This is a genomic window from Enterobacter sp. 22466 (assembly GCF_052044775.1).
GTDB lineage: Bacteria > Pseudomonadota > Gammaproteobacteria > Enterobacterales > Enterobacteriaceae > Enterobacter > Enterobacter dissolvens.
In genome coordinates this window covers 440,917-461,590 of sequence record NZ_JBQENX010000002.1, presented here as the reverse complement: position 1 = coordinate 461,590, position 20,674 = coordinate 440,917, and the positions used below count along the sequence as shown (strand labels likewise).

Annotated in this window: 16 protein-coding genes; 3 read left to right on the top strand and 13 right to left on the bottom strand. The window is 54.4% G+C overall.

Annotation, left to right across the window (positions count from 1 at the left end; all coding sequences use genetic code 11):
• Positions 1-23 precede the first annotated feature (23 nt).
• From wcaF to ACTJJI_RS08710, 9 genes are all read right to left on the bottom strand, one after another.
• Positions 24-572 (bottom strand): colanic acid biosynthesis acetyltransferase WcaF, encoded by a 549-nt coding sequence (wcaF, locus tag ACTJJI_RS08750; protein WP_013097875.1) that lies wholly within the window; start codon positions 570-572, stop codon positions 24-26.
• 15 nt (positions 573-587) lie between these two features.
• Complete coding sequence (wcaE, locus tag ACTJJI_RS08745; protein ID WP_440653638.1) at positions 588-1,334, bottom strand: colanic acid biosynthesis glycosyltransferase WcaE; 747 nt, start codon at positions 1,332-1,334, stop codon at positions 588-590.
• A 12-nt stretch (positions 1,335-1,346) separates the two neighbouring features.
• Positions 1,347-2,567: a colanic acid polymerase WcaD gene (wcaD, locus tag ACTJJI_RS08740; RefSeq protein ID WP_046888352.1), complete on the bottom strand. Its 1,221-nt coding sequence runs from the start codon at positions 2,565-2,567 to the stop codon at positions 1,347-1,349.
• The gene (wcaC, locus tag ACTJJI_RS08735; protein ID WP_014832622.1) at positions 2,542-3,759 is read right to left on the bottom strand and encodes a colanic acid biosynthesis glycosyltransferase WcaC; all 1,218 of its coding nucleotides are present in this window, start codon (positions 3,757-3,759) and stop codon (positions 2,542-2,544) included. The genes wcaD and wcaC overlap by 26 nt, the downstream gene beginning before the upstream one ends.
• Positions 3,756-4,247, bottom strand: coding sequence for a colanic acid biosynthesis acetyltransferase WcaB (gene wcaB / locus ACTJJI_RS08730; RefSeq protein WP_013097879.1), 492 nt, complete (start codon positions 4,245-4,247; stop codon positions 3,756-3,758). The genes wcaC and wcaB overlap by 4 nt, the downstream gene beginning before the upstream one ends.
• Entirely contained in the window at positions 4,247-5,089 is an 843-nt protein-coding gene (wcaA, locus tag ACTJJI_RS08725; protein ID WP_014832623.1) for a colanic acid biosynthesis glycosyltransferase WcaA, read from the bottom strand. The genes wcaB and wcaA overlap by 1 nt, the downstream gene beginning before the upstream one ends.
• A gap of 108 nt (positions 5,090-5,197) precedes the next feature.
• Positions 5,198-7,360 (bottom strand): tyrosine-protein kinase Wzc, encoded by a 2,163-nt coding sequence (wzc, locus tag ACTJJI_RS08720; RefSeq protein ID WP_014832624.1) that lies wholly within the window; start codon positions 7,358-7,360, stop codon positions 5,198-5,200.
• A gap of 2 nt (positions 7,361-7,362) precedes the next feature.
• Positions 7,363-7,806 carry a low molecular weight protein-tyrosine-phosphatase Wzb gene (wzb, locus tag ACTJJI_RS08715; protein ID WP_014832625.1) on the bottom strand — a complete coding sequence of 148 codons (444 nt, stop codon included), beginning with the start codon at positions 7,804-7,806 and terminating at the stop codon, positions 7,363-7,365.
• A 6-nt stretch (positions 7,807-7,812) separates the two neighbouring features.
• Entirely contained in the window at positions 7,813-8,952 is a 1,140-nt protein-coding gene (locus ACTJJI_RS08710; protein ID WP_014170829.1) for a polysaccharide export protein, read from the bottom strand.
• Between the two features lie 691 nt (positions 8,953-9,643).
• Here ACTJJI_RS08710 and ACTJJI_RS08705 point away from each other — a divergent pair.
• A complete protein-coding gene (locus ACTJJI_RS08705; protein WP_014832626.1) occupies positions 9,644-11,227 on the top strand; it encodes a TerC family protein in 1,584 nt (527 codons plus the stop codon).
• A gap of 99 nt (positions 11,228-11,326) precedes the next feature.
• Here ACTJJI_RS08705 and asmA read toward each other — a convergent pair whose 3' ends face one another.
• The 3 genes from asmA to udk form a co-directional block, all read right to left on the bottom strand.
• A complete protein-coding gene (gene asmA, locus ACTJJI_RS08700; RefSeq protein ID WP_153907651.1) occupies positions 11,327-13,177 on the bottom strand; it encodes an outer membrane assembly protein AsmA in 1,851 nt (616 codons plus the stop codon).
• 23 nt (positions 13,178-13,200) lie between these two features.
• Positions 13,201-13,782 (bottom strand): dCTP deaminase, encoded by a 582-nt coding sequence (gene dcd, locus ACTJJI_RS08695; protein WP_013097886.1) that lies wholly within the window; start codon positions 13,780-13,782, stop codon positions 13,201-13,203.
• 88 nt (positions 13,783-13,870) lie between these two features.
• Positions 13,871-14,512 carry a uridine kinase gene (gene udk / locus ACTJJI_RS08690; protein ID WP_008500855.1) on the bottom strand — a complete coding sequence of 214 codons (642 nt, stop codon included), beginning with the start codon at positions 14,510-14,512 and terminating at the stop codon, positions 13,871-13,873.
• A 343-nt stretch (positions 14,513-14,855) separates the two neighbouring features.
• Here udk and ACTJJI_RS08685 point away from each other — a divergent pair, with 343 nt between their 5' ends.
• On the top strand, positions 14,856-18,185 hold the full coding sequence (locus ACTJJI_RS08685; RefSeq protein ID WP_440653632.1) for a diguanylate cyclase: 3,330 nt from the start codon (positions 14,856-14,858) through the stop codon (positions 18,183-18,185).
• On the opposite strand, the gene alkA is transcribed toward ACTJJI_RS08685, so the two are convergent.
• Entirely contained in the window at positions 18,150-19,022 is an 873-nt protein-coding gene (alkA, locus tag ACTJJI_RS08680) for a DNA-3-methyladenine glycosylase 2 (RefSeq protein WP_440653630.1), read from the bottom strand. The genes ACTJJI_RS08685 and alkA overlap by 36 nt on opposite strands.
• A gap of 130 nt (positions 19,023-19,152) precedes the next feature.
• Here alkA and yegD point away from each other — a divergent pair, with 130 nt between their 5' ends.
• Positions 19,153-20,505 carry a molecular chaperone gene (gene yegD / locus ACTJJI_RS08675; RefSeq protein ID WP_440653628.1) on the top strand — a complete coding sequence of 451 codons (1,353 nt, stop codon included), beginning with the start codon at positions 19,153-19,155 and terminating at the stop codon, positions 20,503-20,505.
• Positions 20,506-20,674 lie beyond the last annotated feature (169 nt).

Genomic DNA, 20,674 nt, shown 5'->3' with positions numbered 1-20,674 from the left:
TTTATATTCCTCTACTTATGAATTTAATCAGTTTCAACGCGTTCGCGTATCACCACTGCGGGGTTGCCACGGCAAATTTTATTTGCCGGTAGCGATTTAAAAACGCTGCTGCGGGCACCGACTACCGTGCCATCGCCAACAGAAACACCAGGTGCAACAAATACATCTGTTGCCAGCCAGCATTTTTCACCAATCACAATTGGCGAAGCGGTAATATCAAAATGCTGACTCATAAAATCGTGACTGCCGGTACACAAATAACACTTCTGTGACACCACCGCGTTTGCACCAATCGTGATATCGCCAAGGGTATATAACACGGCGTCATCCCCTACCCAGGCGTAATCGCCAAGCGTTAATTTCCAGGGGTAAGTAATTTTTACCGATGGACGAATGACTACGTTTTTTCCGATTTTTGCGCCAAACAAACGCAATAAAAAGGCACGCCAGCGATACAGTATTTGCGGTGACCAGGCAAATAAGGTGGCCTGAACGGCCCACCATAACTGCACTTTAATACCGTTCCCGCCCCGAAAACCTTTCGGCACGGTGAACCCGTTAAGATCCTGCATTACATTTCCTTATATTCAGGCTTTGTTATATAAGGTTTTCGTTTTACCCGTGGTGCGCAGGCGGAATAAATAAGACAATTCCGCCCAGAATGCGGGCACGCGTAATATCTTACGCTGTACGTTTTTTGCATCCTGGCACAATTCCAGATTATTCGAGGTGGATACCCCGCCCATTGAAAATTCAGACACCAGCCCTTTAATTCGACGGAACGGGTAGCCTGATTTATACAGACTGGCGGCCAGGGCATAATCTGATGACACTTTATACTGCAGATCGTAAGGCTGTTTTTTCAGACCTTTTACCGGGAAGAAAATGGCCTGATGGCTGGCCGGTAAACTGTGATAGATATACCAGCCGGGTTTCGCGCTGCGGCAAATTTTATGCCCGTCGCCAAAATCGAGCAGCGCATCGCCAATATACATCGCGTCATCTTTCTGGCGCGCCAGCTGACGGGCAAACTGCGCCACATCGTCATGGAACACATCCCCCGAGTTAAGGAAGATGGCATAACGGCCTTGCGCCATGTTAATGCCTTTGTTCATCGCATCGTAGATGCCTTTATCTTTCTCGCTAATGAAGCGTAAGTTGAACTCACCGTTGAGTTTTTCCAGAAACTCCGCCGTGCCATCGTTCGAGCCGCCATCGACCACGATCCACTCAAAACTGAGGCTCGGATCGCGCGCCAGGTTGCGCAGCGAGCGCCAGGTTTTTACCACCCCTTCGTAATTACGAAAAGCGACAGTAATGACGCTAAGAAACATAAGACCACCTCGTCATGAATTCGTAATATTAAGCGCTTTACGCAAAATAAACGGACAAACAATTAAGAACGCATATTCCGGGCTAAATATTGACCCCGTAAAAAACAGCGACACGGGCGTAAACAGATAAAGCTGCACGCGAAAGTTCTGGTTATCCCCAAACGCGTGAATCATCATTTTGAAAACTTTAAACAGATACCAGAGCGTCAACAGTACGGCGAACCACGAAAAATAAATAATTAACAGATACAGGCCATTGTCTATGGTTTTACCGACATCCGCACCGTTAAAGATTCCGAATGATGCAACATATTCGTAAAGTGAGCCGAATCTTACTACACCGTCGATATGGGTTAAGGAATAACCCACCATCACCAGCGGCCCGATAATGCGATAATAGGACGATGAACCTTCCGTTCCCAAATCCCCCAGACGCTCTGAGATATACGGGAATGCAAATATCACGCCTACTAAAAATACCGTCAGGGAGATGATCGCCAGCGGCAGTTTTTTCTTAATCGCATCTTTGTTCAGGTACTGGAATGCCCACTCCAGGAGGTAAAACAGGATAAATGTCATGACCCCTGAGAACGAACCAGACAGAACGATTCCTGCAAGAATCATAGCATCGGTCTTAGGGGTTTTGATACCAAACTGTTTGATGCTGAGCCAAATTGAGATTAACGCCAGAGCGAAAAACGCCGGTTCAAAATAGAGGGCTGTCGTACGCTTACCGCCAAACTTAATGAAGTTCAGTACATAGCTGTTACTGTAAATGAGATATTTCGAAATCATCTCCATCAGGCTGCTACCACCGGTGAGAATAATTTGCGCCATTTCCAGTGCAGCAAGCATAACAATTAACGCAACGGCAATATAAAAGAGCCTGAGGATTTTCCGATAATTGTGCGGAGAAATAGTTTTAAAACGAATACTCCAGACCATGCCAATAATAATGACAATATAAACAAACAGCATGGTAGAGGTGACGTACTTGCTGGGATCCAGCGACTGGCCAAAGATGTAGTTAAACAGCGTCAGGCCAAAACCCATCCCTAAGGCAATCATCAGCTTCTTGAGGTTGATTTTATCGACGTACAACAGAAGCAGAGCGGGCAAGAAGGTCACAATGGTTATCGGGAAGCTTTCGCCGAGCTGGGCAATCTTGACGTTGACCAGCAGATAGATCAGCGGCAGCAGCAGATAACTACAGACTCTGATAGAACGAGACATACTCCTCCAGCATCTGTTGTCCACTGTAGGCCTTGCGGCTGCGGTTGCGGAACGATTCCAGGTCAGTGCCAAAAACGGCCTGCGCAATCTGCGGCTTCGGCAGTTGCACCAGCGGCAGCACCTCCTGTTCCGCGAACGTTTTCCCGCCCGATTTTTCCAGCACTTCACGCGCCGCGTCGCTGTGGGTGGCGATCACCGGCACGCCAATCGAGAGCGCTTCACAGAGGATCAGCGGGTAGTTATCCACGCGCGAGCTGAACACCAGCGCATCCATCCCGTTGAGGGCGCTCATCAGTTTGCGCTTGTCCGTTTCAAACCCGTGATTCACCACGTTAGCGCCGTCGAACGGCGAGAATTTGCCGAAGGTATGCAGTTCGATTTTGTCACCCAGCGCCATCATGTCGCGCACCAGCTGCTGGTTGGTTTTGCCGTCGTAACGCAGGTCATGCGCGACGATTGCGATTTTCGGTTTACCCGCGGTTTCCGCAACCGGTGTCAACTCGGCCAGAATCGCTTCCGTCGCCACGTCGATCCCGTTGTTGATAATCTGACACCGCCCTGCCCCATACAGACTGTTGAAGGCATCGGCCACATGCTGGCTTGGGGAGATAAACGTGCAGCCGAGCGACAGCATATCGCGGAACAGCTGACGTTTTCCGTCCACCAGCTGGTGAGCGCGATCCACTTTCACCGGCGGGTAATTGGTTAATGTCGGACACTTCTGGCAGGCGTTTTTCCAGCCTTCGCAGCCGTCGGTGAACGCACAGCGTCCGGTCACGCTCCAGTGGTCGTGCAACGTCCAGATGAAACGGGTATCCGGCTTGTGAGCCTGTACCTTCTGGCAAAACGTCACCACCTCTTGCAGATTCAGCCAGTAGCTGTGCAGCACGTGAAAATGGAGCACAACCGGGCCGGTGGTGCGCGTGACCGTGCGATAGAGGTTGTTCAGGTTGCCAAACAGATCGCGGTTAAACAGACGAAACAGCGCAATATTGGCGACAGAGGTCAGACGTGGCGTCTGCTTGTGCACCTGCGGATAGATATCGTGGCTGACGCTTTTCTTACCGCCTTTGCCGTAGCCGTAGATAAAACGAGACTGAAGTCCTTTTTGCAGCGCACGCTGGTGCAGATCCAGCGCCACACCGGCTGCTCCGCCTTCGGCGAGACGGACATTAAATTGCAGAATGTTCATTTGATCACCTTCACGCGGGCTTTTTCGCCCACTACCAGCGCGTTATCCGGGATGCTGTCCAGCACCACGCTGCCTGCACCAATCGTGACGTTGTTACCAATGGTAATGTCGCCAATGATCACCACGTTCGCCCCCAGCTCGACGTTGTTGCCGATGACCGGGCAGGCCAGGCTCTCCGGCCCCCGGTTGCCGATGGTGACCGCATGACGAATAGTGAAATCATCCCCGGCGACCACAAACTTATTGATGACCACCGCATAGCCATGGTGAATGGTAAAGCGGCGGCCGATGGTGGCCGCAGCCTGAATTTCATAGCCAAAAATGCATTCGGTGATAATCCGGTACAGCACCAGAACCGGTGCCGCCCAGAGGTTGTTCAGAACATTTTTCTTACGCCACACCGAGCAGAAATGCGCGATGCGGTACGCCAGAACCATGCAGCACGGGCGCAGGCTCCAGCTGTTAGCGCGGCAATCTTCCAGAAACATTATTTCCCCCGCAGTCCATCAGCCAGTCGCTTGCCGTTGCGCACGGAAAACAGCGTCAGCAAGGTACGCCAGGTCATCCGCTTATTGCGGATCTGATAGAGGGTAAAGAGCTGGTACTTCCGGCTGCCACGGTCAAACTTATCCTTGTGCTTGCGGTAAAAATGGAAGTAACCCGAGAATTTTTTTGGCGAGGAGGTGATTTGCATCTCCCCGTGGTTGATGTGCAGGATCTGCGTGGCCTCTTCCACTTTCCACGGCTCGCCATACTCCACCACCATCCGCAGGAAGATGTCGTAATCCTGCGCGGCCTTCAGTTCGGTATCGAACAGGCACTCTTTAAAGCGCCACGCCCAGGTGAACACCTGATTGCCAATGATGTTGCGCTTGTAGAACAGGCGGCGAGAGTATGGTGATTTCGGGTACAGCGGCAGGCTGGCAGGCTGCGAGTAAACCTCGCCCTGACAGACATAGTCGTTGGCATACAGGAAAGCGTGCGTGACCAGTTGTTCCTTGTGCGACAGGAAAATCGACAAGCGGTTTGGCGTCCACTCGTCATCGTCGTCGATGCCGGTCAGATACTGCCCTTTGGCCTGCATAATCGCCTGATTACGCACCGCACACGCCCCGGAGTTGATCGCGTTATGGGTGTAGCTGACGCGCGGGTCATTAAGGTCGGTGACAAACTTTTGCAGCTGCTCATACGAAGAGGAACAGTCATCAACAATGATCAGCTCCCAGTTATCGTAATCCTGGCGCAGCACAGATTTGATTGCACGGATCGCCAGCTGCTGACGATTCCATGTCGGCATATAAATAGAAACTAAAGGGCGTTGTGTGGTCATGGTCTTCCCCTGATCCCTCACCCCGCCCCTCTCCCAAAGGGAGAGGGAGAATAGCTGCACCGGGCAGTTCCCTCTCCCCTCGGGAGAGGGTTAGGGTGAGGGGGATTGTTATTTGCTGTCAGACTTATATTCGTACTCGTAATACCCGTAATCCTGATAACCGGTTGCGCGACGGAAGATGGAGTTCAGGATCACCCCTTTCACCTCAATACCGTTCTGCTCGAAGCGGCTCAGGCTGGTTTCCACTTCCTTCAGGGTGTTCACCGCATAGCGCGCCACCATCAGCGTGGTTCCCGCCAGGCGGCCGACCACGGCCGCATCGGTCACGGCCAGAATTGGTGGTGTATCGATCAGCACCAGGTCATAGTTTTTGCTCGCCCACTCCACCAGCTCGGCAAAGCGGTCGCTCATCAACAGTTCGGATGGGTTTGGCGGCACCTGACCACGTGGGATGAGGTCAAATTTCGGGATGCTGGTTGGTTTTGCGCTCTGGCTAATCTCACCCTTGCCGAGCAGGATTTCCGACAGACCGTTGACGTTATTGGTCCCCAGCAGTTCGTGGGTGTAGCCCTTACGCATATCGCAGTCGATCAGCAGCACCCGTTTATTGGTCTGACTGACCACCGCCGCCAGGTTGGCGCAGACAAAGGTCTTACCTATCGACGGGCTGACACCGGTTAACATCAGAACGTTGTTTTTGGCCTGCATCATGGCGAAGTGGAGACTGGTACGCAGACTGCGCACCGCTTCAATTGCCAGGTCAGTCGGGTTACCCACTGCCAGCAGCTGGCTCTGTTTGTAACGCTTGACGCCTTTGACGCTTTTGACGCGGTCATGCGATTTCTGCCATTCGGACAGCGGGATACTGGCGTAGACGTTGATACCGTTCTCTTCCAGCACCTGCGGGCTTTCGATACCGCGGTTGAACAGCGAACGCAGCAGCACACCAACAATGGAGAGCATCAGGCCAAGGATAATGCTGCCGAGGATAATCAGCGCTTTCTTCGGCTTCAGAACGCCAGGCTGGGTAATGGCCGGGTCAACAATACGCACGTCGCCGACGGTGCTGGCTTCGGTGATTTTCAGCTCCTGCTGTTTGTTCAGCAGCTGCATATAGACCTGCTGGCCGGATTCCACGTCGCGGGTCAGACGGACAATTTCCTGCTGCGTTTTTGGCATCGCGGTGACGCGGTCATTGAGCTTCGCCTTCTCCTCTTCGAGGGTACGGCGTTTTTCCAGCAGCGTGCGATAGGCCGGATGACGTTTGGTGTAGAGCTTAGAAATTTCCGCCTCTTTGAAGGTCAACTCGTTGAGCTGCGCATCGATGTTGACCATCGAGTCCAGCACCGATTTCGCTTCCAGTGGCAGATCGACGGAGTCTTTGTCCTGACGAAACGCGTTCAGTTTGTTCTCAGCATCATCCAGACGGGCGCGCACTTCCGGGAGCTGTTTCGCGAGGAAGGCCAGGCTCTTCGCCGCTTCAGCCGACTTACGCTCGACGTTCTGCTCAAGGTAGTTGCGGGTGATGCTGTTGAGGATATCGCGGATTTGATCCTTATCTTCACCGGTAAAGGTCATGCTCAGGACACCGGTGTCCTTGCCATTTTCGGTGACCGTCAGGTTGTTTTGCAGATTGTTGATCATCCCCAGGGTAGAGAATTTGGTGACGGTAAACTCGCCGCCTTCCTGCGCATGAATAGCGCTAACCATCATGCTGACGCCATCTTTCGTCAACATCTGCCCCACTTCACCGCGCGCACTGAAGCCGGCGTCACTGGTCAACTGGTACTGCTTCGGCCCCAGAACGGTCAGGGTAAAGGTTTGATCCGCACTGCCTTTCGGCAGCACAAAGTCAGTGACTTTTACCGTGTCGTTACTGCGCCCTGTCAGGCGATCCCAGCCGGCACCAAATATCGGGAAAGTATTTTTGGTGACGGAGATATCAAGCCCCAGATCGTGAACCGTTTTGCCCAGCACCAGACGCGACTGGATCAGCTGAATTTCAGCCTCGGAGGCAGGCGGTTTGTTCGCCAGGGCAGAACCAATATCCTGCACCAGCGAGTTGCCGGTGTTCTGCTCAATCTGTACCAGCGCATCGGCACTGTAGATAGGTGTCGCAAACAGCGTATAGACGATCGCCGCGGCGGCAAACACGGCGGTGATCCCAAGTACCCACCACTTCGCCTCTATTACGGTGCCGACCAGGCGACCAATATCGATTTCATCACTGCCCGAAATCGGGGCGGCAGAAGGTTTTGTTTTTTCTGTCATTGTTATCCCTGCTGAGCTTTCAGTGCCTGCGCCCACTGACGGGCAGACTGGTCAAGTAAGGTATACACCGCCTCAAAGGCCTCACGGCTTTTGCGATACGGATCGGGGATTTCGCGTTCATTATCCCAGTGACCAAACAGCATCACTTTGCCGCGCATCTCCGGTGCGATGTCGCATAGCGAGTGAATATGGCGTTTTTCCATCGTCAGGATCAGGTCATACTCCCGGCACATGCGGCCGGTGACCTGACGGGCGCAGTGCCCGTCGAGAGAAAGGTTATGATCGCGGGCCACGCTCGCGGCGCTTTCATCGGCACCTTTACCGACCAGCGCACCCAGCCCTGCAGAATCGACGGTGAGTTCGGGCTGGTAGTGTTTCAGCAACCGCTCAGCCGTTGGGGAACGGCAAATGTTCCCCACGCATACCACCAGAATTTTATTAAACATCGCGGATTACCAGGTATGAATGTCGCGCGCCGTATCCGTCATGTAGCGAACGCCACTGATGGTTGGCAGCAACTGGTTGATCAGACGGTTCCAGCGGGCAACCGGCGCGGTGGTGACATACACCACATCATATGGCTGGAGGCGGAACTCCGTTGCCATCACCAGAGAGGTCGCATCGGACATATCCAGCTGGTAGATATTGGCAATCTTGCCTTTCGCACTGCCCTCGCCTTTCAGCGGACGGATCACGAAGATACCGGTGGCGTTAGAGGTAGTGAGATCGATGCCCTCTGCATTCCCCAGTGCTTCGGTCAGTGTCATGCCGCTGAAGTCCATTTTGAGGGTGCTCTGTTTCTTCACTTCACCCATCACGAAGACTTTCAGATCGTCATTACGTGGCACGTACAGAATGTCGCCCGGATAGAGCAGACGGTTCTGGGTCAGGTCACCGTTTTGCATCAGCGCCTGCAGAGAAATGCGTTGTTCTTTACCGTTGTGGGTCAGAACGACGTTGCGCCAGTCGGCACCGTCGGTTAAACCGCCCGCGGCGTTAATGGCATCCAGCACGGTCAGCGGCACGTTGGTGATAGCCTGCTGGCCAGATTTGTTCACCTGACCGGAGATATAGGCTTTTTGCGAGCGGAATGCGGCGATATTAACGTCCACCTGCGGATCGGCAATGTACTGCGCTAAGCGGCCGGTAATATCACTACGGATTTCGGCAAGGGTTTTCCCCGCGACATGAACTTTGCCAATATAGGGATAGAACATGGTGCCATCAGACTGGACCCAGTTACCGGTGTCGCTTGAGCTGCGATACTGGCCCGCAGGAGTGGTCAGTTCCGGGTGATCCCAGACGGTGACGTTGATGACATCACCAGGCCCCACGCGATACTGGTAGGAGGCAATTTCCTGGTCCAGCGACATATTCGGCTGCGCAACATTGGGACGTGGACGTAATTGTTCGACCAGACGTGGTGTCAGTGGATAAACATTCACCATCTTGTCGAGATCAAAATCAGCATCCTGTTGTTTGATCACATCCTTACCCATTGTTGACATATTGCTGCCGGGAAAGACTGTACAACCACTCATCAAGGTCACAGACACCAATAATGGCATCAATTTCATTTTGGATTTCATCATTGATTATTTATCACTTTGGCAGAGTAATTATCCTGTGCAATTAAATAAGCCGGGTCGATTTGGCTTTCAGCATGCAGTTGTTCAAATAGAAATATAACTGGCATCAGTCCTAAAAAAAGCTTATTCATCCATTGGCTATTGACAGAATAATCGAGGCTGATTCACACGCTTTCAGGCACGCTACCGCCCTTGGCTTTCAGTTACCAATCCACTGACTAAACAATGCGTTATGGATAGACACCCTCTTGAATAAGGTCTTCTGGAAATATATCAGCCGCTTGCGACACACGGCGGATAATGAATAACCATCACTGAAGACCAGAACAATAATAGCAACAAGGAGTTTTAACATTTGATGCTGGGAGAATTGTTGCAGCTAACCTAATAGCAGGCAAGGAGACAACTGTCCTAATAACGGTTTTTAAGATTAATATTAAGAGCAAAGTTTTGACGTTTTAGGATTTTCTTTATATTGACAAAATTAAAATAAAAACCATTTATTGCGATATATCCTAAAATGGTTTCTTTGTAATTAAATCTACGTATTTAGCTTATTTACAGTTTCAGCAAAGCTCGTCCTTTTAAGCGGATCGTATTAAGAGAAATCTCAGCCCGGCATTGCAATTTTCCCCAGCTTTATCCATGATCGAAGTGTGACATTGCTCAAATAACAGAAGGTATTGCGATTACTATGGAATGGATTGCCGATCCATCAATCTGGGCCGGGCTGGTTACGCTGGTCGTCATCGAATTAGTGCTCGGTATTGATAATCTGGTCTTTATCGCCATCCTCGCCGAAAAACTCCCCCCGGCGCAGCGCGACCGTGCGCGCGTAACGGGCCTGCTGCTGGCGATGGTGATGCGACTGCTGCTGCTGGCCTCAATCTCCTGGCTGGTGACCCTGACAAAGCCCCTGTTCTCCGTTCACGGCCTGAGCTTTAGCGCGCGTGACCTGATCATGCTCTTCGGCGGGTTGTTCCTGCTGTTCAAAGCCACGGTAGAACTGAATGAGAGGCTCGAAGGTAAAGACAGTGAAAACCCCACCCAGCGGCGCGGGGCTAAATTCTGGCCGGTGGTCGCGCAAATTGTGGTGCTGGATGCAGTCTTCTCTCTGGACTCGGTGATCACCGCCGTCGGGATGGTCGACCATCTGGCGGTGATGATGGCTGCGGTGATCATTGCCATCACGCTGATGGTGATGGCGAGTAAAGCGCTGACCCGGTTTGTGAACAGCCACCCGACCATCGTGATCCTCTGCCTGAGTTTCCTGTTAATGATTGGCTTTAGCCTGGTGGCGGACGGCTTTGGATTCCACATTCCGAAAGGTTACCTCTACGCCGCCATTGGCTTCTCCGTCATGATTGAGGCGCTTAACCAGCTGGCGATTTTCAACCGCCGTCGCTTCCTCTCGGCAAATCAGACATTACGTCAACGCACCGCCGACACGGTGATGCGCCTGCTCAGCGGGAAGAAAGAAGATGCGGAGCTGGATGCAGAATCCTCCGCGATGCTGGCCGATCACAGTGACGGGCAGATCTTTAATCCGCAGGAGCGGCTGATGATTGAGCGGGTGCTCAATCTTAATCAGCGCACGGTCAGCAGCATCATGACGTCGCGCCATGACATTGAGCATATCGACCTCACCGCGCCGGAAGAGCAGATCCGCGCCCTGCTGGATAAAAACCAGCATACCCGCGTGGTGGTGACAGGAGGTGAAGAGGAAGAGGAGCTGCTGGGCGTAGTGCATGTCATCGACCTGCTGCAACAGCAGTTGCACGGTGAGGCACTCAATCTGCGCGCCCTGGTGCGCCAGCCGCTGGTGTTCCCGGAGGGGTTGCAACTGCTTTCTGCCCTTGAACAATTCCGTAACGCGCGCACGCACTTTGCCTTTGTGGTGGATGAATTTGGTTCGGTTGAAGGGCTGGTGACGCTCAGCGACGTGATGGAAACTATCGCCGGTAATTTGCCCAACGAAGTGGATGAAATCGATGCGCGCCATGATATTCAGAAAAACGCGGACGGTTCATGGACGGCCAACGGCCATATGCCGCTTGAAGACCTGGTTCAGTATGTTCCCCTGCCGCTGGATGAAAAACGTGAGTACCACACCATCGCGGGTCTGCTGATGGAGTATCTGCAGCGTATTCCTCAACCGGGAGAAGAAGTTCAGGTTGGCAACTATCTGCTGAAAACACTGCAGATTGAGAACCATCGCGTGCAGAAGGTGCAGCTGATTCCGCTGCGCGATGAAGAAGAGATGGATTTTGAGGTGTAGGTAAAAAAAACGGCAACCCGATTGCTCCCTCTCCCGTGGGAGAGGGATGGGGTGAGGGCATCAGGCCGCACTGGCAGCCGCCACCCGGCACAACAAACATCAAAGCTTATCCAGCAGCTTCTTCACATCCTTCCCGGTCTGGGAATCTTTATTCCGATCCGCCCAGTCGTTCAGGCGACGTTTGGCTTCATCCTGCAGATGTTTGCGCAGGAGTTGATCCACCTGAAGGCTGTAGTTCAGCGACTGCCATTTGCCATATACGCTCAGCGGCACCGGCGTCTCTTTCAGGAAGTCGATCAGCTTGCTTTCGCCCTGCCAGCCGGACAGAACCCGTACATTGAAGCGGGTATCCGCCGTCTCTTTCACCAGATCCAGCTTGCCTTCCCCGGTTAATGACAACATGGAAGAAGCCCCCTGCATGCCGTCAAGAGAGAGCTGTCCGTCGTCGAGGGTCAGGTCACTGCTAAAGCTGTCGAGACGCGTGGCGCTGTCGTAGTTTTCCTGTGCTTTCACATCGCTGCTGCGCTCTACCGCCTGCTGCACCAGCTGCTGGAAGTTGAGCCCCTCCATGCGGGCATCTTTCAGTTCAAGATGAGCCTGCCCCTGCCAGTCGCGGCGGAAAGCATCAGCATCGATCTTCGTGCCCGAGAAATCTCCCGCCAGCGTCAGTTGACCGGTCATGGAGATCGGGTAGTCAAAGGCTTTCAGAATAGTGCCAATCTCAACGTTGTCGAGACGGGGCTGAAACGCTGCGGTCGAGTTCTCATTACGCACGTCCAGCGTGCCCGGCAGGGAAAGGTGCCCGGCGCCCATTTTGCCGCTCAATTCCGAAATCACCAGCAAACCGTTCTGGTTGAACATCTGACTGCTCACGTCGGTGAAATCGATCCCGCGCCAGCGCAGGCTGTTGGCCTTCAGCAGAATGTCCGCCGTGAAGCCCCGCAAACCGTTATAGTCAGGCTGATCGAGATTAGACGAAATCACCGGACGCGCCTGTTTCCCCTGGCTTTGCCCGGTCTGCGCGGCATCACTGTCCGTGGCGCTCGCCGGCGGCGGTGGCAGCAGGTTTTCCAGGTTGAGCTTGTCAAACTGCAGATCGAGAACCCATTTCGGTTTCGCCGCAAGGATAACGCTCGCCTGCCCTTTCAGGCTGCTGTCATTGGCCTGCAGGTTGAGATTATTCATCTCCAGCTGTTTTTGCTCTTCACGCCAGACGGCCTGCATCGTGCCCTGGCCGGTGATCCCCTGGGCAGGGAGATCGGCCCCCGTCAGTTGCCAGTTCAGCTGCTGGATGTCTGCCGTGAGCTGATGCGGATAATCAGACGCGTTAACGCTGGCATTCAGCGACAGGGTCAAATCGCGCTGATCGCGGTTCACCCGGCCACTAAACTCCAGCGAAGCAAGATGGTGCTCATCCTGCTCCATATTGAGGTTGATATTGCGTACGGTGACCTGCTCATCATCCTCATGCTGGAAAACCAGCACGCTATCGGCCACTTTCAGTTTGCCGATATCGAATGACCAGCCCGTATCCGACGGTTCATCAGGTAAGGTATTTTCCCGCGGCGCAACCGGCGCATCTGCGTTACGCACGGCTTCGGTTTGCCGGGTAAGCTGAATCACCGCGCCTTTTAACATCACCTGGTTGACCTGCAACTGGTGCGAAAAGAGCGGAATCAGCGCCACATCAAGGCGCATATTATCGGCAGACACCAGCGGCTGGGCAGCCCCCGGTGCAGTTAACGACATGCGGCCAGAGAGAATGCTGAGCTGGGGCCAGACGTGCCAGCGCAGCGGCCCATCCAGCTTCAGTTGGTATCCACTGCGGGCCTCGACCTGCCGCACCATATAGGCGCGGAAATCATTCGGGTTAACCAGCAGAACCAACGCTGAAAGGCCAGCCACCAGCACCACCAGCAAAATCATCAGCGTTGTCAGAACTCTTCTCATGGCATCCTCAGTGGACTAACTGATCAGTCTTTATCAATACGGCTGGCAACCGCACCCTGCTGGTCGCGATATTTTGCGTCCTGACGGCGGTTATAAGGACGATCGGCCGGGCCGGTCAGCGGTTCGAAGCTCAGCGCACCAATCATCATGCCCGGACGCAGCGCCAGCGGCAGTTTACCGGCGTTGAAAAATTCCAGGACGATACGGCCGGACCAGCCTGGATCAATACGGTGCGCGGTCACGTGTACCATCAGCCCCAGACGCGCCAGAGAAGAGCGGCCATCAAGCCAGCCCACCAGGTCCGCAGGCAGCGTCACCGATTCAAAGGTCACTGCCAGCGCCAGTTCGCCCGGATGCAGATAAAAGGCCTCGCCTTCGTCAATAACGATCTCGTCACTCATTACGCGGTCAAGCGCGGCACTGACTTCATCCTTCGGCCCGCTAAGGTCGATGAACGGTGCGGTATGGCCGCTGAAGGTACGGAATTTATTCCCCAGCCGCACATCAACGGTAACACCATTGATACGCTCCACGGGTGGACGTGGGGTAATAGACAGGCGGCCTTCATCCAGCCAGGCTTCTATATCGCGATCACAAAGACGCATGGCACTCTCTCCTTTCGTGCATCGTGCCCTGAGGATAACGACTCAGGGCGAAGCAGGTTATCTCTGAACGGTACACAATTCGCGCGGCTTATTCAAAAAACTGGCTGATTTTCGCTTTTAAGATATCAATGGCAATGCGGTTTTTACCCCCGCGCGGCACAATAATATCGGCGTATTGTTTGGATGGTTCAATAAATTGCAGGAACATCGGGCGAACGGTTTTCTGGTACTGCGCCATGACGGAGTCCATTGAACGGCCACGTTCGTTCACGTCGCGCTTGATGCGGCGCATCAGGCAAATATCCAGCGGGGTATCAACAAAAATGGAGAAGTTCATTGACTCGCGCAGACGCGCATCGGTCAGAAGCAGGATGCCTTCGAGGATAATGACCTTCTTCGGCTCAATACGAATCGTTTCCTGCGTGCGGGTATGTTCTACGTAACTATAAACAGGCAGTTCAATCGCCTGGCCGCTCTTCAGCGCTTCTAAATGCTGGAACAGCAAGCTGTGATCCATGGCATTGGGATGGTCATAGTTCGTTTTTACGCGCTCTTCCATCGACAGATGGGATTGATCTTTGTAGTAGCTGTCTTCGGGAATGACGCCGATGTGCTCATCACCAACTTGTTCACGCAGTTCGCGGTAAAGCGTACTGGCAATAAGACTTTTACCTGAAGCCGATGCGCCGGCGATGCCTATAATGACGCACTGATGAGACTTATCAGTCATAAATTTAGCGACCTGATTAACCTGGATGTTAAGGAAGGACGACGCCGGAGCGTCAAACGCGGCAATTATAGGGATTTCACGGACGTGATACCAGTCGAAAGCGCAGGTTATGCGAGACAGGCTGAAAAGTGGCTTAACGTTCCCTGAGTGAAATTTTTACGCGTGTTTTTTCAGCGTTTAACATGATTTTTTTACACACTAACTATTTAATAATTCTATGATGTCAAATTATGAGCAGTCGCCATATGAATTGTAAATTGTTTGTACTAGCATAAACCAAATTAGCACATTCACTCGTCCGGACTTCACTCCTGGCGGCATGGCGTCTCTGGATAAAGCGGTAATGAATAAACAACACCAGCGGGTTTTGGTTACCACCCCACATCCTCTCATGCGACTTGTCTGTCTGGGCCTGGTCACCTTTATCTTTACCCTTTTTTCACTGGAGCTGACCCGCTTCGGCACGCTGTTAGCACCGCTCTGGTTTCCTACCGCCATAATGATGGTGGCGTTTTATCGCCACGCCGGAAAAATGTGGCCCGGCATTGCCCTTGCCTGCTCGTTCGGCAATATTCTGGCCTCGTGGATGCTTTTTTCCTGGTCGTCGATCAATCCGACCTATACCGCCATCAACGTGGTGGAAGCGGTTGTTGGTGCGCTATTACTGCGCAAACTGCTCCCCTGGTATAACCCATTGCAGAACCTGAACGACTGGATCCGCCTGGCGATTGGCAGCGCGCTGATCCCCCCGCTGGTCGGCGGCGTTCTGGTGCATTTTCTGGTACCTACTTCTGAGCCACTGCGTAATTTCCTCGTCTGGGTATTGTCTGAAGCCATCGGCGCGCTGGCACTGGTGCCATTAGGATTACTGTTTAAACCGCACTATCTCCTGCGCCATCGTGACCCGAAGCTGCTGCTGGAAACGCTGGTCACCATGGCCGTGACGCTGATGCTCAGTTGGGCGTCGATCACCTGGCTGCCGTGGCCCTTTACCTGCGTTATTGTTCTGCTGATGTGGAGCGCCGTGCGCTTGCCGCGTATGGAAGCCTTTATGGTGTTTCTGGTCACCGTAATGGTGGTTTCCCTGATGATTGCCCGCAACCCTACGGCACTTACCACCCAGCACACCAACGCCATGCTGAATGCGCCGTGGCTGCCGTTTTTGATGCTGCTTCTCCCGGCCAACGTCATGACCATGGTGATGTACGCCTTCCGGGCGGAGCGGAAACATATCACTGAAAGTGAAGAGCGCTTTCGTAACGCGATGGAGTATTCCGCCATCGGGATGGCGCTGGTCAGCATTGAAGGCCAGTGGCTGCAGGCCAACAAAGCGCTGTGTAACTTTCTCGGTTACAGCCAGACAGAGCTACAGTCGCTCACTTTCCAGCAGTTAACCTGGCCGGAAGATCTGCACACCGACCTCGAACAGCTTGAACAACTGATCAACGGGGATATCAACACCTATACCCTGGAGAAGCGTTACTACACCCGCAGCGGAGAAGTGGTCTGGGCGCTGCTTGCTGTCTCGGTGGTGCGCCATGCCGACGGCTCGCCGCTCTATTTCATTGCCCAGATTGAAGATATTAACGATCTGAAACAGACCGAATGGGTCAACAAACGGCTGATGGAACGCATCACCCTCGCCAATGAAGCGGGGGGGATCGGCATCTGGGAGTGGGATCTGGAGCCGGACATCATCAGCTGGGATAAGCGGATGTTTGAGCTGTATGAAATCCCGCCGCACATCAAGCCGACATGGCAGCTCTGGCACGAGAAGATGCTGCCTGAAGATCGCGCCCATGCGGAAAAAGTGCTCCGGGATTCCCTGATCGCGCGCTTGCCGTTTAAGCTGGAGTTCCGGATTCGCGTTAAAGAAGGTGTGCGTCATATTCGCTCTCTGGCGAACCGGGTACTCAATAAACAGGGCGAAGTCGAACGTTTGCTCGGCATCAATATGGACATGACCGAGGTTAAACAGCTCAACGAAGCCCTGTTCCAGGAAAAAGAGCGTTTGCACATTACTCTCGACTCCATCGGCGAAGCGGTGTTGTGTACCGATGTCGACATGAATGTCACCTTTATGAACCCGGTCGCCGAGAAGATGAGCGGCTGGCTGCAAACCGAGGCCATTGGCCAGCCGGTGCTGAAGGTCCTGCATATCACCTTCGGTGAAAAAGGGCCGCTGATGGAGAATATTCACAGCGGCGATATGTCCCGCGCCGATATCGAACAGGATGTGGTGCTTAACTGCCGTACCGGTGGCTTCTTTGATATCCATTACAGCATCACTCCGCTCAGTACGCTGGACGGGCAGAATATCGGCTCGGTGCTGGTTATTCAGGACGTCACCGAGTCGCGCAAAATGCTGCGTCAGCTCAGCTACAGTGCCTCTCACGATGCCCTCACCCACCTGGCGAACCGGGTCAGCTTCGAAAATCATCTCAAACGGCTGCTGCAGACCGTCCAGGAGACGCGCCAGCGTCATGCGCTGGTGTTTATCGATCTCGATCGCTTTAAAGCCGTTAACGATACAGCGGGCCATGCGGCGGGCGATGCCCTGCTGCGGGAGCTGTCGTCATTGATGCTGACCATGCTGCGTTCCAGCGACGTGCTTGCGCGTCTGGGCGGAGACGAATTCGGGTTGCTGCTGCCGGATTGCAATATTGAGAGCGCACGCTATATTGCGGGTCGGCTGATCCACACGATCAACGACTATCACTTTATGTGGGAAGGCCGTCTGCACCGGATCGGCGCCAGCGCGGGGATCACGCTGATTGATGAAAATAATCATCAGGCGTCGGAAGTGATGTCCCAGGCCGACATTGCCTGCTATGCCTCGAAAAACAACGGTCGCGGCGTGGTAACGGTGTACGAACCGCAGCAGGAGCGAACCCACAGCGCGCGCAGCATGATGTCGCTCGATGAACAGTGGCACATGATTAAAGACAATCATCTGATGATGATTGCCCGCAGCGTTGCCTCCCCACGTATTCCCGAGAGCTGCAACTTCTGGCTGATTTCGTTACGCCTGTGGACCAGCCAGGGTGAAGTTCAGGAAGAGCACGCCTTTCGTTCCGGTCTGGCGGAGCCTGAGCTTTTGCATGCGCTTGACCGCCGTATTTTTAGCGAGTTCTTCCGCGCGTATGCCGCTCCTGTTGCCAGAAAAGGCCTGGGGGTCGCGCTTCCCCTCTCTGCCGCCGGTTTAGCCAGCGCCACGCTGGTTGATGAATTGCTCGACCTTCTGGATAAAGGGCCATTACCGGGTCGTCTGCTGCATCTGGTTATCGCGATCGACGTGGTGGCCAACCCGGATCAGAACATTCAGACGGGGCTGCATAAGCTCCGCCACGCCGGCTGCCGCGTGGTGTTGAGCCAGGCGGGGCGCGACATGGCACTCTTCAGCCACCTGAGCGCCAACATGGCGGATTATCTGATGCTGGACGCGGAAGTGGTGACCAACGTTCATGGCAATCTGATGGATGAGATGATGGTGACCATCATTCAGGGTCATGCGAAGCGTCTGGGGATGCGTACCATCGCCGGCCCGTGTAACCAGCCCATCATGATGGATACGCTCTCCGGCATCGGCATTGATTTTATTTTTGGTGACACCATCGGCGAGCCGCAGCCGCTGGATCTACTGCTCAATACCAGCTATTTCGCCATCAACTGATGGCGTCCAGCCGTCGGTATACCAGATGTGCAGCAGCGCGTAAGAGCGCCACGGCTGCCAGCGCAGGGCATAGCGACGAATTTGCGCGGGTGTCATGCCGGCAAAGCGCTGCTTGATCAGATAATCATCCGGCAGGAACACGTCTTTCGCCTGCCAGCCGCGCAGGGCAAGGTAATTAGCCGTCCAGCGCCCTATCCCCGGCCGCTGCTGTAACCCCTTCATCCCGGCTTCGATATCCTCAGGCGGAGACAGTGGAAACGTGCCATCGACCACGGACCGGGCCAGGTGAATCAATGACTCCGCCCGTTTAACCGGCATGCCGAGGGCTTTCAGCGCCAGCGGATCCACCGCAGCCAGCACGTCAGGTGCAGGAAAGCACAGATAACCTGGCGCATCCTTTACCGGTTCACCGCACAGGGCCACCACCCGTGAGGCCAGCTTCGCCGCCATCGCTACGCTGACCAGTTGCCCCAGGATCGCCCGCACGCCCTGCTCGTAGGCATCCATGGCTCCCGGTAAACGCAGCCCCGGACGCGCGGCCCCCAGTTCGCCCAGCACATTCTGAATTTGCCGGGGATCGCAGGCGAGATCAAACAGACGCCCGATGCGCTCAAGGCAGATCTGCGCAACCGGGACTAATCCCGGGCTGAGCGTCACGTTGAGCGTGTGGGTGTTCAGATCCGGGGTGACGCGAAAGATCCCCTGGTGCTGCTGGCAGGTGTAACTGCGCTCGTAGTAGCTGTCGGTAACCGTCTCAATGCCCTCTACCGCACGCGCGCCAAGGAAGCCAAACATCCATTGCCAGTCGTAAGGGGGTTGCCAGGTCAGGGTATACATCGTCGCTCCTTTTTTGTTCCTCTCAGCATAAACCGAAAGACCTTGTTTCGCCTTGCTTTCATATTCCTGTTGTCGCCAGACGGGCATTCCGCTAAAGTCTCGCCCCTTCTCACTGGCATGGGGATTAAACGTGTTTATTGGATTCGACTACGGTACGGCAAACTGTTCGGTTGCGATTATGCAAAACGGACAACCACAGCTCCTGAAAATGGAAAACGAGAGCACGCTGCTGCCGTCAATGCTCTGCGCACCCACGCGTGAAGCGGTCAGCGAATGGCTGTTCCGCCATCATCAGGTTCCGGCCACGGCGGCGGAATCACAGGCTTTGCTGCGCCGGGCAGTCAGTTTTAACCGCGAGGAAGATATCGACGTCACCCCGTCGAGCGTCCAGTTCGGCCTCTCTTCACTCGGGCATTACATTGAAGATCCGGAAGAGGTTTACTTCGTTAAATCGCCAAAGTCGTTTCTCGGTGCCAGCGGCCTGAAGCCGCAGCAGGTGGCGATGTTTGAAGATCTGGTTTGCGCCATGATGCTGCACATTCGCAATCAGGCGCAAACCCAGGTACCGGAGGCGATCGATCAGGCGGTCATTGGCCGTCCGATCAACTTCCAGGGGCTGGGTGGCGACGAGGCCAACCAGCAGGCGCAGGGGATCCTTGAACGAGCCGCACACCGCGCGGGCTTTCGCGACGTAGTATTCCAGTATGAGCCGGTGGCGGCGGGGCTGGATTTTGAAGCCACGCTGACAGCAGAGAAGCGCGTGCTGGTAGTGGATATCGGTGGGGGGACGACCGACTGCTCGCTCTTGCTAATGGGGCCGCAGTGGCATAACCGTCGTGACCGCGAAAACAGCCTGCTGGGGCACAGCGGCTGCCGCGTGGGTGGTAACGATCTGGATATCGCCCTTGCATTCAAGAGCCTGATGCCACTACTGGGCATGGGTGGGCAAACGGAAAAAGGGATCGCCCTGCCGATCCTGCCCTGGTGGAATGCTATCGCCATCAACGACGTCCCCGCGCAGAGTGATTTTTACAGCACCGCGAATGGCCGCTTCCTGAACGATATGGTGCGCGATGCCCGGGAGGCTGACAAGGTCGCCCTGCTCTACAAAGTCTGGCGTCAGCGTCTGAGTTATCGCGTGGTGCGTACTGCCGAAGAGAGCAAAATCGCCCTCTCCGATCGCCCGGAGCACGCGGTTTCCTTGCCGTTTATCAGTGAAGATCTGGCAACCGCCATTTCTCAGGAAGGACTGGAAACCGCGCTCACCCAGCCGCTGCAGCGCATTCTGGAGCAGGTCCAGCTGGCGCTGGAGAACGGCAAAGAGAAGCCGGACGTGATTTACCTGACCGGCGGTAGCGCCCGTTCGCCGCTGATCAAGAAAGCGCTGGCAGAACAGCTGCCGGGCATTCCGATTGCCGGCGGCGATGACTTCGGCTCCGTCACGGCGGGGCTGGCGCGCTGGGCGCAGGTGATGTTTAGCTAGCGTTGGTGCGGTCTGGTGCCCTCACCCCGGCCCTCTCCCACGGGGAGAGGGTCAAAACCGCGGCGCTACTCTCAGACCATTCCTGACAGTCTTCCATATTTCCTCCATTTTTCCGCTGTGTTAGCTGACTAAACTAGTATCATTCCCCGAAGTGTTTCAGGATGAGAAC